At 59.8% G+C, this 13668-nt stretch carries 12 protein-coding genes; 9 read left to right on the forward strand and 3 right to left on the reverse strand.

All coding sequences use genetic code 11. The features are described 5' to 3' along the window. The first annotated feature begins 15 nt into the window (after nt 1–15). The 5 genes from AC13Q5_RS00385 (at nt 16) to AC13Q5_RS00405 (ending at nt 5162) form a co-directional block, all read left to right on the forward strand. Entirely contained in the window at nt 16–519 is a 504-nt protein-coding gene (locus AC13Q5_RS00385; protein ID WP_488500560.1) for a GNAT family N-acetyltransferase, read from the forward strand. A gap of 332 nt (nt 520–851) precedes the next feature. Next, nucleotides 852–2021 (forward strand): septal ring lytic transglycosylase RlpA family protein, encoded by a 1170-nt coding sequence (locus AC13Q5_RS00390; protein WP_488500561.1) that lies wholly within the window; start codon nt 852–854, stop codon nt 2019–2021. A gap of 70 nt (nt 2022–2091) precedes the next feature. Continuing rightward, complete coding sequence (locus AC13Q5_RS00395) at nt 2092–3303, forward strand: D-alanyl-D-alanine carboxypeptidase family protein (RefSeq protein ID WP_488500562.1); 1212 nt, start codon at nt 2092–2094, stop codon at nt 3301–3303. 153 nt (nt 3304–3456) lie between these two features. Next, nucleotides 3457–4134, forward strand: a complete 678-nt coding sequence (gene tmk / locus AC13Q5_RS00400; protein ID WP_457879936.1) for a dTMP kinase — start codon at nt 3457–3459, stop codon at nt 4132–4134. After that, the gene (locus tag AC13Q5_RS00405) at nt 4131–5162 is read left to right on the forward strand and encodes a DNA polymerase III subunit delta' (RefSeq protein WP_075856974.1); all 1032 of its coding nucleotides are present in this window, start codon (nt 4131–4133) and stop codon (nt 5160–5162) included. Before tmk ends, AC13Q5_RS00405 begins: the two co-directional genes overlap by 4 nt. Before the next feature lie 141 nt (nt 5163–5303). On the opposite strand, the gene AC13Q5_RS00410 is transcribed toward AC13Q5_RS00405, so the two are convergent. The 3 genes from AC13Q5_RS00410 to AC13Q5_RS00420 form a co-directional block, all read right to left on the reverse strand. Continuing rightward, complete coding sequence (locus AC13Q5_RS00410) at nt 5304–7790, reverse strand: glycogen/starch/alpha-glucan phosphorylase (protein WP_488500563.1); 2487 nt, start codon at nt 7788–7790, stop codon at nt 5304–5306. Nucleotides 7791–8124: 334 nt separating this feature from the next. Further along, complete coding sequence (locus tag AC13Q5_RS00415; RefSeq protein ID WP_075856975.1) at nt 8125–8751, reverse strand: cysteine hydrolase family protein; 627 nt, start codon at nt 8749–8751, stop codon at nt 8125–8127. Between the two features lie 185 nt (nt 8752–8936). Further along, nucleotides 8937–9680: a sulfite exporter TauE/SafE family protein gene (locus tag AC13Q5_RS00420; RefSeq protein ID WP_457879958.1), complete on the reverse strand. Its 744-nt coding sequence runs from the start codon at nt 9678–9680 to the stop codon at nt 8937–8939. Nucleotides 9681–9985: 305 nt separating this feature from the next. Here AC13Q5_RS00420 and metG point away from each other — a divergent pair, with 305 nt between their 5' ends. From metG to AC13Q5_RS00440, 4 genes are read left to right on the forward strand one after another with little or no spacing between them, the layout of a single operon-like run. After that, a complete protein-coding gene (metG, locus tag AC13Q5_RS00425; RefSeq protein ID WP_488500564.1) occupies nt 9986–11539 on the forward strand; it encodes a methionine--tRNA ligase in 1554 nt (517 codons plus the stop codon). Between the two features lie 8 nt (nt 11540–11547). After that, the gene (locus AC13Q5_RS00430; RefSeq protein ID WP_075856978.1) at nt 11548–12330 is read left to right on the forward strand and encodes a TatD family hydrolase; all 783 of its coding nucleotides are present in this window, start codon (nt 11548–11550) and stop codon (nt 12328–12330) included. 4 nt (nt 12331–12334) lie between these two features. Continuing rightward, nucleotides 12335–13162 (forward strand): MBL fold metallo-hydrolase, encoded by an 828-nt coding sequence (locus AC13Q5_RS00435; protein ID WP_075856979.1) that lies wholly within the window; start codon nt 12335–12337, stop codon nt 13160–13162. Next, nucleotides 13159–13650: a YbaK/EbsC family protein gene (locus AC13Q5_RS00440; protein ID WP_075856980.1), complete on the forward strand. Its 492-nt coding sequence runs from the start codon at nt 13159–13161 to the stop codon at nt 13648–13650. The genes AC13Q5_RS00435 and AC13Q5_RS00440 overlap by 4 nt, the downstream gene beginning before the upstream one ends. Nucleotides 13651–13668 lie beyond the last annotated feature (18 nt).

The following is a 13668-nucleotide window of genomic DNA, read 5'->3' on the forward strand; positions in this document are numbered from 1 at the left end:
GCAGAGAGGATGGGCATGCAGCGCTTCAGCATACGCCGCCTGCAGCGTGACGACGCTTCGATGTTCAGGGAGATACGCCTGGAAGGACTGGCCCGCCATCCGGAAGCATTTGGCGCATCGCACGAAGAAGAGCTGGATTATTCGCGGGCTCAAATTGGCGACGGGATTGAAAACAGCGCCATATTTGGCGGCTTTGCGGATGACGGAACGCTGGTTGGCGTTGTCGCGGTTGCGCGGTCAAAGGGCGCGAAGATGCGCCACATCGCCTCCATCTGGGGCATGTATGTACGCCCGGAAGGCCGAGGCACCGGCCTGTCGCGCTCACTGATGATCGCGGCGATCGACGAGGCAAAACGCACCTGCAGCTCGATACGGCTCACCGTCGTATCTTCCAATGCGGCAGCCATTCGCCTCTATGAATCCCTTGGCTTCAAGGCCTGGGCGGTCGATACGGAAGCGCTAAAAGTCGACGATATCTATCATGACGAAATACTGATGCGTCTTGATACACGCGCCTGAAAGAGCTGCGCCAAATCTGCCCATCGCAATCCCAGCTCAATGACAAACCGAATGAATCTGTTGCAATCCGGAACGACCGGCGGCGGTCAGGAAATAGATTATCACCGGAGCGGGAAGATCATGACCCGCGCTACTTGCAGCAGACGGTACTTTACCGGGCATTAACTATGATCTTCAGAAATTCTTCGGTGCGCTCAATTTGCATCGCAAAATGGACAAACTGCAATCATGATTAAAGCACCGTTAGGTGATTGGAGCGTAGCAGGATACCGGAATGAGGGACCTACCGATAGCAGACCTCCGTCAATGTAATGAGTAGCGGCTTGGGACAGATGAAATTCGAAAATCGTGCAGTGACATACGCAACGGGTATGCGTTGGTTTGCTCTCTCACTGATGTGCGCAACCATCACGGCCTGCGGAACGTCTCAGAAAGTTGCTTCGACGCGTCAGCACGGCAAGGAATATTTCTCCGAGAAGGAATATGGCGTGAAGGCGAGCCCTCGCGTCGTCAACAACGGCCCCGTGCCGAAGGGCGGCGGTCGCTTCATGGTCGGCAATCCCTATCAGGTGAAGGGCAAGTGGTATTACCCCAAGGAAGATTTCGGCTATAACAAGGTCGGCATCGCGTCCTGGTACGGTTCGGCTTTCCACGGCCGCCTAACCGCCAATGGCGAAGTCTACGACCAGCAGTCATTGACCGCGGCACACCCGACCTTCCCGCTACCGAGCTACGCTCGCGTCACCAATGTCGAAACTGGCTCCTCCATCATCGTCCGCGTCAACGATCGCGGCCCATACCATCCCGGCCGCATCATCGATCTTTCCAACAAGACGGCGCAGCTGCTCGATCTCCAGCATAGCGGCACTGGCGACGTGCGTGTGCAGTATGTCGGTCGCGCCCGCATGGACGGCCATGACGAGCCTTATCTGATGGCCTCCTATACCCCGAAGGGTTCGCGTCTGCCCGGCATCAATCCGGGCGGCCAGATCGCGACCGGCGTGATGGTTGCCTCCGCCGGACGCATGACAGCGGATCAGCTGCCCGAAACGGATACTCCCTTCCGTACAAGCCGCCAGCAGCGCAGTTACGAACCCACGCCGGCAATTGCACCCATACCGCGCCAGTCTCCTTATGCGACCACGGCATTTGCCGGCTCAACGCCGGATGCCGGATATAACGGCAACAAGCGCAACAATCCGCCGCCGATGGAATGGAACGGCGGCGCCATGCCGGCCGCGGAGACCGCGGACCCCACAATGGTCGTGCTGCCGCGGATCGGTCCGATCCCCTATGAGCGACCGGACTTCTCTCGGCGTCTTGCAAGCGTTGGGGATCAATCGTTGGGTTCGACCGTTGCCGCCTATCAGGAAGCTCCCATCAAGACCGTCTATGTCGATCTCGCTTTCGATGCCGTCATGGTTCGCAATGACGGGCTCACGCGGGAATCTATCCTCTCGTCCTATCGCCGCCAGCATCAGGATACGACGCAGGTCGATTGATCGGCGTCATTGCCTGAATCTTAACCCGTCACTAAAATAATCGTGCCGGTGGTCGGATGAAGGGGACAATATGCCAAAGCGCTTGATTCTTTTGTTCCTTTTCCTCATCGGAGTCGGTAGCGCCGAAGCTTTTGCGCAGCCAGCCACACCTGGTGCTTTCGATACGAAAGCTGCGCAGGCATTCATGATCGAGGCGTCGACCGGCACCATCCTGCTTGCCAAGAACGAGGATCAGCCGATCTCTCCCGCGTCGCTTGCGAAGCTGATGACACTGGATGTCGTTTTCGATGCGATTGGACGAGGGGAGATCAATCTCGATACTGAGTATCCCGTCTCGGAAAATGCCTGGCGGACAGGCGGCGCGCCGTCGCGCGCATCGACTATGTTCGCGGCACTGAAATCGCGCATCCGCGTCGGCGATCTGATCCAGGGCGTCGCCGTGCAACAGGCGAATGACGCCTGCATCGTTCTGGCGGAAGGCATGTCCGTCAGCGAGCGCGAATTTGCGCGGCGCATGACGGCCCGTGCCCGCGAGATCGGCATGTCGCGGGCGACCTTCACCAATTCCACCGGGCTGCCCGATGCCAACGACCCCAATGGCGGCGGCAAGGTCTCCGCGCGGGAGATGGTCATGCTGGCGCAGGACCTGCAGGAGAAGCACCCGGATCTCTACAAATATTTCGGGCAGGCCGACTTCACCTGGAACAAGATCTATCAGCGCAACAAGAACCCGATGCTTCTGCTCAATATAGGCGTGGATGGCCTGGGGCTCGGCTTTGCCGAAGGCGAGGGTTTTTCGATCGTTGCCTCCATTCAGCGCGACGGCCGCCGGCTGTTTTTGGCACTGGGCGGACTGAAGAGTGACAAGGACCGGATCGAGGAAACGCGCCGCGTCCTCGAATGGGGCCTCAGCAATTTCAAGAGCCAGCGCATCTTCGCTGATGGCGAGGTGATCGGCGACGCCAGCGTCTATGGCGGCGCTGCCTCCACCGTCGGCTTGCAGGCGAAAATACCCGTCGATGTCTATGTTCCGATCGAGACGCCGGATCGGCTGTCGGCGCGCATCGTCTATCGCTGGCCGCTGACAGCGCCGGTGACTGCAGGTTACGAGGCCGGCACCCTTCGCGTGTTCCTGGGCGCGCGTCTGGTGCGGGAGCTGCCACTCTATACGAAGGAAGCGGTTGAGCAGGGCACATTGGGTCGCCGCGCTTTCGATGCCTTCATGGAGCTGGCGGAATCGCTCCTGTTCTCCTGGCTGTGGGACCGGCCATTGCCGACCTGAGTGGGCCGCAAGGTTCGCGAAATCTCTGTTCACACCCCATATAGAGTGGCGAACATCGGGACATGCACGGTTCCACCTGGACATGTCTTGGGTTAAACAGGATGCATATCGCGCGCCGGACAAATGGCACGCGAAAAGTGCAGGACATGATCATTGGCTGATGCAAACGGATTATTCGTAAGCTTCGAAGGCGGCGAGGGAGCTGGCAAATCCACCCAGATTCGCCGCCTGGCCGAGCGGTTGCGCGAGCGCGGCCATGAGGTTCTGGTGACGCGCGAACCCGGCGGATCACCGGGTGCCGAGGCCGTGCGGCACGTCCTGCTTTCGGGCGCTGCGGAAATGTTTGGCACCCGCATGGAGGCCATTCTCTTCGCCGCCGCCCGAAACGATCATGTCGAGGACGTCATCCGTCCGGCACTGGCACGCGGCACCATCGTCCTTTGCGACCGGTTCATGGATTCCTCGCGCGTCTATCAAGGCGTGACAGGCAATCTCGAGCCCGATTATATCGAGGCGCTGCAAAGGGTTGCCGTCAACGGCGTCATTCCGCATTGCACGCTGATTCTCGACATTCCCGCAGAGATCGGGCTGGAGCGTGCACGCAAGCGCGCTTCCGCCGTGACCGCACCCGATCGCTTCGAGAAGGAAGAGATGCAGACTCATGAGAAACGTCGCGAGGCCTTTCTCGATATCGCCGCTCGCGAACCCGATCGTTGCCACGTCATCGATGCGCAGAGGTCGGAAGACGAGATCGCCGCTGAAATCGCGGGGATTGTCGACAAGCGGCTGGTGGCGGCCAATCTCGCCACGGGAACGGAAGCCGCGCAATGAGCGACGAACGGCCGGGCGTTCTCGACGGCGCCATTCCTCCGCAGGATAATACGAAGCTCTTCGGCCACAAGGAGGCGGAGGCTTTCCTCGCGCAATCCTATCGCTCCGGCAAGGGCCATCACGCCATGCTGATCGAAGGGCCTGAGGGCATCGGCAAGGCGACGCTCGCCTTTCGTTTCGCCAATCATGTCCTCTCGCATCCGGATCCGGCATCCGCGCCGGAGGTGATCGGCGATCCGGATCCGGCATCGGTTGTCAGCCGGCAGATTTCTGGCGGCGCGTCCCACAATCTGCTGCATTTGAGCCGGCCGGTCGACGACAAGACGGGCAAGGTGAAATCCGCAATCACCGTCGACGAAGTGCGCCGCGCCGGAAAATTCTTCTCGCAGACCTCAGGCACCGGCAACTGGCGGATCGTCATCATCGATCCCGCCGACGATCTCAACCGCAGCGCCGCCAATGCCATCCTGAAGATCCTCGAGGAACCGCCGAAGCGGGCGCTGTTCCTCGTGCTGTCGCACGCGCCGGGTCGGCTCCTGCCGACGATCCGCTCGCGCTGCTTGCCTCTGAAGCTTGCGCCGCTCGGCGATGATGCCTTGTACTCGGCGCTCGAAAATCTCGGTGTGCCGGCCGGGCAGGGGAGTGGATTACTCTCGGCTGCCAAGGGGAGCGTCAGCGAAGCGCTGAAGCTCCTGAATTACGGCGGCGGCGAGATCATCGAAGCTTATCGGCAAGTGCTTTCGGCGGATGGGCCAGCGGCTCGCAAGGCGATGCACCGCCTCGCCGACGCGCTTTCCGGCAAGGACAGCGATACGATCTTCAGCTTCTTCCTGTCGCATATCGGCGATGACATCATCGACCGAGCTCGCGCTGCTGCGCTTGGCGGATCCATTTCCACCGCCGAGAGGCTGGCTCGGCTGCACTCCGAAACTACGGAGCGGCTGAACGTCTCGCAGGCCTACAATCTCGACCGCAAGCAGACGCTCATCACCATTCTCGGCGAGCTCAAGCAGCAGCTTTCGGCATAGTTTTGTCGCGCAGCCACCGCCGGAAGGCAACTGCGAGCTTTTTTCAGAATAGAGAGCAAACCCCATCAGCGATGGCTTGCGGCCAGAAGCGGATATCTTTCGGGCCGCAAGCAATACGTGTTCGCAGTGGTCGCGCATGCCTCAGGCAACCGGGCAGGGCTTCATGCCCCAGATCTCCGCGGCATATTGCGAGATGGCGCGGTCGGACGAGAATTTGCCCGAACCGGCAACATTAAGGATCGCCTTGCGAGCCCATGCGCCGCGATCGCCATAAAGCGTGCTCAGCGCCTCGTCGGCATTGAGGTAAGAGATGATATCGGCCAGATGCATGTAACGGTCGCCGTTCTTCAGGAGCACATCATGCAGGGCCGAAAACGCACCCGGTTCGTTTGCGCTGAAATAGTTCTGGGCGATCAGGTCGAGTGCATGGCGCGTTTCCGCATCATTCTCATAGTGCCAATAGGGGTTGTACCAGCCGCGGCTGTCAGCGACTTCCTGGGCGGTCAGACCGAAGAGGAAGAAGTTTTCCTCACCGGCCTCTTCGGCCATTTCGATCGTCGCACCGTCCCGCGTGCCGAGTGTCAGCGCACCATTCATCATGAATTTCATGTTGCTGGTGCCGCTGGCTTCGAAGCCAGCCGTCGAAATCTGGTTTGAGACGTCGGCGGCCGGGATGAGGCGCTCGGCGAGCGAAACGCAATAGTCCGGAAGGAAGACCACCTTGATGCGGCCTGCGACGAGTGGGTCCCTTTCGATCGTCAGTGCAAGATTGTTGATGAACTTGATGATGAGCTTGGCGACTTTGTAGGCGGGTGCTGCCTTGCCCGCGAAGAAGAAGGTACGCGGTGCCATGGTCATGCCGGGATTGGCGCGGAGGCGACTGTAGAGAATGATGACGCGCAGCGCATTCAACAATTGCCGCTTGTACTCGTGAATTCTCTTGATGTGGCAATCGAAAATGCTGTCGGGATCGACGACCTGCCCGCTGCTTTCCTTCAGCCAGCTGGCGAACCGCACCTTGGCGTTGCGTTTTGCGCTAAGGAAGGCGTCGCGGAATGACGCATCGTCGGCAAGCGGCTTCAGCCGGCCGATCTGGTCGAAATCGGCCACCCAATTGTCGCCGATCGCCTCGGATATGACGTTCGACAGCTCCGGATTGGCAAGACGCACCCATCGGCGCGGTGTCACGCCATTGGTCTTGTTGTTGAAACGCTCCGGGAACAGCTCGGCGAAATCGCGTACCGTCGTGGTTCGCAACAGTTCAGAATGGATGGCGGCAACGCCGTTGGTGCTGTGCGATCCGACGATCGCCACATGCGCCATGCGGACCTTGTCTTCGTGCCCTTCCTCGATAAGGCTGACACGCTCGACGAGTTTGTCATCGCCGGGATGGCGATTGCGTACGTCGTCGAGGAAACGGCGGTTGATTTCATAGATGATCTCGAGCTGGCGCGGCAGCATCTGCCGGAAATAGTGCAGCGGCCACTTCTCAAGCGCCTCCGGCAGGAGGGTGTGGTTGGTGTAGGCGAGGGTGCGCTGCGTCAGGTCCCAGGCATGGTCCCACTCAAGATGCACGTCATCGAGAAGGATGCGCATCAGTTCCGGCACGGTCAGCGCCGGATGGGTGTCGTTCATCTGGATGGCGACCTTGTTCGGCAGCTCGTTCCAGTCGTCATTGTCGCGGCGGAAGCGGCGCAGCAGATCGGCGAGCGAGCAGGCGACCAGGAAATACTCCTGTGCGAAGCGCAGGCTCTGTCCCATCTCGGTGGAGTCGTCGGGGTAGAGCACGCGTGTCAGCGTCTGCGCGGCAATGCTGCCGACAAGCGCGCCGACGAAATCGCCGGAGCTGAATTCCTGGAAATCGAAATAGTCCGGCGCCGCAGCACTCCACAGACGCAGGCTGTTGATCGTCTTTCCGCCGAAGCCGACGATCGGCCGGTCATAGGGAACACCGATGAGCGTCGAAGGCTTGTTGGCGATGATCGTCAGTGCGCCCTGATGCATTTCGAAGCTGCAGCCGAGCTTCACCTCGACGAACTGGCCGCGGCGCGATACTTCCCACGGGTCCTGCCGGCGCAGCCAGTTGTCGGGCTGCTCCTGCTGCCAGCCATCCTCGATCGCCTGGCGGAACATGCCGTATTCGTAGCGCAGGCCATAACCCATGGCCGGCAGTTCCATGCTCGCCATCGAATCGAGGAAGCAGGCGGCCAGGCGTCCGAGACCGCCATTACCAAGACCGGCGTCCGGCTCCTGCTCGAGAAGATCAAGCCAGTCGAGGTTCGCTTCGCGGCTGGTGTTTTCGATGAACCTGTCGAGCACGAGGTTCATGACATTGTTGCTCATCGAGCGACCGATCAGAAACTCCATCGACATATAATAGACGCGCTTGGGGTTCGCTTGGTCGTAGGTGCGTTGCGTCCTGATCCAGCGGTCGGCCAGAATGTCGCGAACCGAACGCGCCATGGCTTCGAAACGCTGCCGTTGATAGGCCGTTGCCGGCTCCACCAGGGCGTCGGAGAGAAGATGACGTTCGAAAAATGTATCGGCCTGACCTAGGTAAGGCATGGAACTCAGATTTGGGAGATGGGCATGCTTTTCGACAGCATCGGCATGAATCAATTCGTCCACAACCTTCTCCTTTGAAATTAATTAGAGATTTTATAATGTTCGGTCCGACCTTCGCCGCCCGACGGCGTGTACTCGCCAACATTCGACGGACGTTACGATTTTTCGACCGCAGAAATGTGACGCATCCTGACAGCCAGTGTGACGTCCACCCCAGAGGGACAGCCTCACTGGTCACAGGGTGAGCTATGGTGGATTGGCGTCTAGCGAAACCTGGAAATGTCTCCTGGCGGGAGAACCAGCGCTCCATCGCCCGGTTGCCATCCGCTATCAGGCGGCGGCAATTCTCTACCGGATCATATGACGGGCATCTGCCGATATTGTGAACCGGTGATTTTCATCGCGTGCCGGAAATGGCACCTACAAATTCGCTCGAAGTCGTCACGATTGTATCGCCGAGGAAACGCAGCGCATCGAAAGTGCGGTTGGCGGCCACTTCATCTCCGTGACCGCAAGCATCTTCGATGACGATGGGAACAATGCCGAGATCGGCGGCATGCCTGCACGTCGGTTCGATGCCGATTTCCGTGGCGATGCCGCAAATTGCCAGCGAGGAAAGGCCCGCATCGCGCATGGCCAATTGCAAGGGTGTTCCTTCGAAAGCCGACATGCCCAGCTTGTCAAAGACGAAATCCTGCTCCTGGGGACGAAGTTCGGGCACGATCTCGACCGCCTCGCTGCCCCGAAGGAACCAGGGATGCACCTTTTCCGGGTCATCGGTGCGCTGCCAAGCCATCGCCATACGGGTCGCGAACAACCCCATCCACGGCTTGGGCAACGAAAGATGGCGGCAGAAGGCCACGCGGATGCCGGCACTTCTGGCCGCGGCCACGATTGTCGCAATGCGCCGAACTGTTTCATCCGAGCCTTTGACCTGCCGAGCGATACCGATCTGCATGTCGTACACCAGCAAGGCGGTTCGATTTGGAGAAAGCCAATCGGCGAGCGTCGTGGGTATGGTCATCCGCGTAACATCCCTGACTGCAGTCGAGAGTTCTTTTTAGGATAAGCGCGTCCCTTTGCATAGCTTCGGCATTGGCTCTCCGGGAATTGGCAACTCGTCCGCTGCTGGCACGATGCAACCGATCCGATAACCGAACCCGGTTGACGGCACTTACTCTACAATTCCACATTTCCGTGTGAAACGCCTCAGGGAAAGATCAACTTCCAGGCAACAATGGCTAGCGTGACGGCCAGGATGATGCGCACGGACCGCTCATGCAGGCGCGGCGCCAGCAGACTGCCGGCGACGATACCGGGAATGGAGCCCACCAGCAGGGCGAAGAGCATCGTCCAGTTGATTTCGCCAATGAGCCAATAGCCCATGCCACCGATCAAGGTCAGCGGCACGGCATGGACGATGTCCGAGCCGACAATTTCGCGGACATCCGTCTGCGGATAGAGCACCAAAAGCACGGTGACGCCGAGCGCCCCGGCGCCGACGGATGTCATCGTAACGAGAATGCCGAGAACAAGGCCGAGAATGATCGTCAGCATGGCGATGCTGCGCGGCGATATCGTTCCGCGCTCACCACGCCACTTGCGGATTGCCTCCAGAATCTGGCCGCGGAAAATCAGCATCAGCGCCGTCAGAAGCAGAAGACAGCCCAATGACAGGGTAATGGTATGGGCGACAGCGGGGCTCTCGCGATTGACACCGGCCATGATCCACAGCATGGCAAGCGCCGCCGGGACGCTGCCCGACGCCAGCAGGCCGACAACCCTCCAATTGACCCGTCCGTGCATGCCGTGCACGGCCGTTCCTGCCGTCTTGGTGATTGCCGCATAGAGCAGATCAGTGCCGACGGCTGTTGCGGGATGGACACCGAAGAGAAGCACGAGCAGGGGGGTCATCAGCGAGCCGCCGCCCACTCCGGTTATGCCCACCAACATGCCGACGAAAAAGCCGGAAAAGGAATAAAGCGGCTGAAAGGAATCGATCAAACTCAAATTCACGGCCTCTTGAAGCCGTTAGGCAGACCAATACATAAAACGATGAAATTCACGGCCATGCCTGTCCTGCGCTCCACTCTTCCGAAGGCGTAAAGGCGAGGCGGAGTCGAGTCAAGCAAGGCGCCATCCCGAAGTTCCGAATGCTGCGGGCGCGAAACTTGGTGTTTCGCTCATGGCAAACATGCGCTAAAGCGAGCAAAGCAAGAATAACAGCGACGTAACAGTAAAAGCGGGCCACTGCCTCAATGACCGAAAAAACTCCGTTCTACATCACCACCGCGATCGCCTATCCCAACGGCAAGCCGCATATCGGCCATGCCTATGAGCTGATCGCCACCGACGCGCTGGCGCGCTTCCAGCGCCTCGATGGCCGTGACGTCTTCTTCCTGACGGGTACGGACGAACATGGTCAGAAGATGCAGCAGACGGCGCGGGCCGAGGGTCTGGAGCCGCAGCAGCTCGCCAACCGCAATTCCGATGAATTCCAGGCCATGGGCAAGCTGCTGAACGCGTCCAACGACGATTTCATCCGCACGACGCAGCCGCGGCATCACGAAACCTCGCAGAACATCTGGAACCTGATGGCCGATGCCGGCGACATCTACAAGGATTCCTATGCCGGCTGGTATTCGGTGCGCGACGAAGCCTATTACCAGGAAAACGAAACCGAGCTGCGCGCCGATGGCGTGCGCTACGGGCCGCAGGGCACGCCTGTCGAGTGGGTGCAGGAGGAAAGCTACTTCTTCAAGCTCTCCGAATACCAGGACAAGCTCCTGAAGCACTACGAGGAAAACCCGGATTTCATCGGCCCGGCCGAGCGCCGCAACGAAGTGATCTCCTTCGTCAAATCCGGCCTCAAGGACCTGTCGGTTTCGCGCACCACCTTCGACTGGGGCATCAAGGTGCCGAACGATCCCGCACACGTCATGTATGTCTGGGTCGATGCGCTGACGAACTATCTGACGGCGACGGGCTATCTCGAGGATCGGAACAATCCGCGGGCGAAATACTGGCCGGCCGATCTCCATATCATCGGCAAGGACATCATTCGCTTCCACGCGGTCTATTGGCCCGCCTTCCTGATGTCGGCGAAGCTGCCGCTGCCGAAGCGCGTCTATGCCCATGGCTTCCTGCTCAACAAGGGCGAGAAGATGTCGAAGTCGCTCGGCAACGTCGTCGACCCGGTCAACCTCGTGAACCATTTCGGCCTGGACCAGGTGCGCTACTTCTTCCTGCGCGAAGTCTCCTTCGGCCAGGACGGCAGCTATAGCGAAGAGGCGATCGGCACGCGCATCAACTCCGATCTTGCGAACGGTATCGGCAACCTCGCCAGCCGCTCGCTGTCGATGATCGTCAAGAACTGCGACGGCCATATCCCGGAATGCGGGGCACTGACCGACGAAGACAAGGCGCTTCTGGCGCAAGCCGACGGGTTGCTGGCCTCGACGCGCGACGACATGGGCAAGCAGCTCATCCATCGCGCGCTCGCTTCCATTATCGCTGTCGTGTCCGAGACGGACCGTTATTTCGCGGGCCAGGAGCCCTGGGCGCTGAAGAAGACCGACCCGGCCCGCATGGCGACCGTGCTCTATGTCACGGCCGATGTCGTGCGCCAGATCGGTATCTTGCTGCAGCCCTTCATGCCGGAGTCCTCGGCTAAGCTCCTGGATCTCATTGCCATCCCGGCCGACAAGCGTGATTTTGCCGCGCTCGGCGAGGCCGGTCGCCTCGTTGCCGGAACGCCGCTGGAAGCCCCGAAGCCGGTCTTCCCGCGCTATGTCGCGCCGACTGCCGAATAAGGTTTTCCATGTTGATCGATACGCATTGCCATCTGGATTTTGCCGATTTCGAGGAAGAGCGCGACGCGATCGTCGCCCGCGCTCACGAGGTCGGCGTCAAACAGATGGTCACCATCTCGACCAAGGTCAGGAAGCTCGATGGGTTGCTGGCGTTGACTGCACGCTATCCGTCGGTTTTCTGCTCGGTCGGCACGCATCCGAACAGCGCCGACCAGGAGCTGGATATCCAGACGGAAGATCTCGTACGGCTGGCAAATCAGCACGAGAAGGTGGTGGCGATCGGCGAGGCGGGTCTCGACTACTTCTATGATACTGTCAAGCCGGAGGACCAGAAGACGGGCTTCCTGCGCCATATCGCAGCCGCGCGCGAAACGCAGCTGCCGCTCGTCATTCACAGCCGCAGCGCCGACGAAGACATGGCTGATATCCTGACGGAGGAAACAGGGAAGGGGGCTTTCCCCTTCATCTTGCATTGCTTTTCCGCCGGCCCTGCCCTTGCCCGCACCGGCGTCGAGCTTGGCGGCTACATCTCCTTTTCCGGCATCCTGACTTTCCCGAAGTCGGAAGAGCTGCGCGAGATCGCCAAGACGATCCCGCATGACCGGCTGCTGGTCGAGACCGATGCGCCTTATCTCGCGCCGAAGCGCTGGCGGGGAAAACGCAACGAACCGTCCTATGTCGTCAACACGGCGGAAGTGCTGGCTGATACGATCGGCGTCAGCATGGACGAGATCGCTAACATCACGACGGAAAACGCCTTCCGCTGCTTCTCCAAGATGACGAGGGTCTGACGTCGTGACATACCGGCGGCGCTTCACCATTTTGGGCTGTTCATCGTCGCCGGGCGTTCCACGCATCACCGGCGATTGGGGCGCCTGTGATCCCAAGAACGCAAAAAATCGACGTACGCGTGCGGCCTTCCTGATAGAGCAGATCGCGCCGGATGGCGGCATTACCACCGTCGTCATCGATACAGGTCCGGATTTCCGCGAACAGATGATCCACGCCGGCGTCAGTTTCATCGATGCCGTGCTCTATACCCATGCCCATGCCGACCATATTCACGGCATCGACGATCTGCGCGGCTATTTCCATATCGCGAACGAGCGCATCCCGATCTATGCCGATCCGCCGACCATGGATCGCATTCGCGAGGGCTTCCGCTATTGTCTGGAAACGCCGCCCGGCAGCAGCTATCCGCCGATCGTGCGGCCGGTGCTGATCGAGAATCTCGAGAAAAGTTTCACGATCGACGGGGCAGGCGGCCCGATCCGCTTCTGGCCGCACAAGCAGGTGCACGGCGATATCCACTCACTCGGCTTTCGTATCGGAAAACTCGCTTATTGCAGCGATATCAGTGACTTCCCGCCGGAATCGATAGAAAAAGTTCAAAACCTCGACATCCTGATTATCGATGCTCTACAGTATCGGCCACATCCAAGCCATTTGTCGTTGGAACAATCGCTCGAATGGATCGGACGCTTGGCGCCGAAACATGCCATCTTGACCCATATGCATACGCCGCTCGATTATGAAACCGTGCTGGCTGAAACGCCCGATCATGTCGAGCCGGCCTACGATCAGATGCAGATCGAACTCGACGTGGAGGACGATGATCTATGAGCGAAGATATCAAGAAGCTTTCCAGCCTGGAGCGCGTCGAGCTTGCGGCGCGTAATTTGGGCCTCGATATCTCGATCAAGCGCATGGAGCAATCGACGCGGACGGCGGAAGAGGCTGCCAAGGCTGCGGGATGCGCCGTTGGCCAGATCGTCAAATCGCTGGTCTTTGTCAATGCCGATACGCACGCGCTGACGCTGCTTCTTGTCTCTGGTGCCCATAATGCCGATACGGCTTATATCGCAACAGCTTACGGCGTCAGGTTGAAGCGCGCCGATATCGATCGCGTGCGCGACGAAACCGGTTTCGCCATCGGCGGCGTCGCACCGATCGGCCATCTGGTCGATCTGCCAGTTTTCATCGACGAAAGTCTTTTGGCTTATGATCAGGTCTGGTGCGCGGCTGGGCGCCCGGACAGTATCTTCTCCTGCCATCCGACGACGCTGGCTGAGAAGATTGCAGCCAAGGTGATCCGCATCAAGGCGAGCTGAGGCGTAGCGGCGACAGGC

Source organism: Martinezella sp. CNPSo 3964, assembly GCF_057784375.1.

What these genes read in the sequence shown, in the direction of transcription:
- AC13Q5_RS00385 (WP_488500560.1), top strand. Translation starts at nt 16, where the DNA reads ATGCAGCGCTTCAGCATACGCCGCCTGCAGCGTGACGACGCTTCGATG.
- AC13Q5_RS00390 (WP_488500561.1), top strand. Translation starts at nt 852, where the DNA reads ATGAAATTCGAAAATCGTGCAGTGACATACGCAACGGGTATGCGTTGG.
- AC13Q5_RS00395 (WP_488500562.1), top strand. Translation starts at nt 2,092, where the DNA reads ATGCCAAAGCGCTTGATTCTTTTGTTCCTTTTCCTCATCGGAGTCGGT.
- AC13Q5_RS00405 (WP_075856974.1), top strand. Translation starts at nt 4,131, where the DNA reads ATGAGCGACGAACGGCCGGGCGTTCTCGACGGCGCCATTCCTCCGCAG.
- AC13Q5_RS00415 (WP_075856975.1), bottom strand. Translation starts at nt 8,751, where the DNA reads ATGACCATACCCACGACGCTCGCCGATTGGCTTTCTCCAAATCGAACC.
- AC13Q5_RS00420 (WP_457879958.1), bottom strand. Translation starts at nt 9,680, where the DNA reads ATGTTGGTGGGCATAACCGGAGTGGGCGGCGGCTCGCTGATGACCCCC.
- metG (WP_488500564.1), top strand. Translation starts at nt 9,986, where the DNA reads ATGACCGAAAAAACTCCGTTCTACATCACCACCGCGATCGCCTATCCC.
- AC13Q5_RS00430 (WP_075856978.1), top strand. Translation starts at nt 11,548, where the DNA reads ATGTTGATCGATACGCATTGCCATCTGGATTTTGCCGATTTCGAGGAA.
- AC13Q5_RS00440 (WP_075856980.1), top strand. Translation starts at nt 13,159, where the DNA reads ATGAGCGAAGATATCAAGAAGCTTTCCAGCCTGGAGCGCGTCGAGCTT.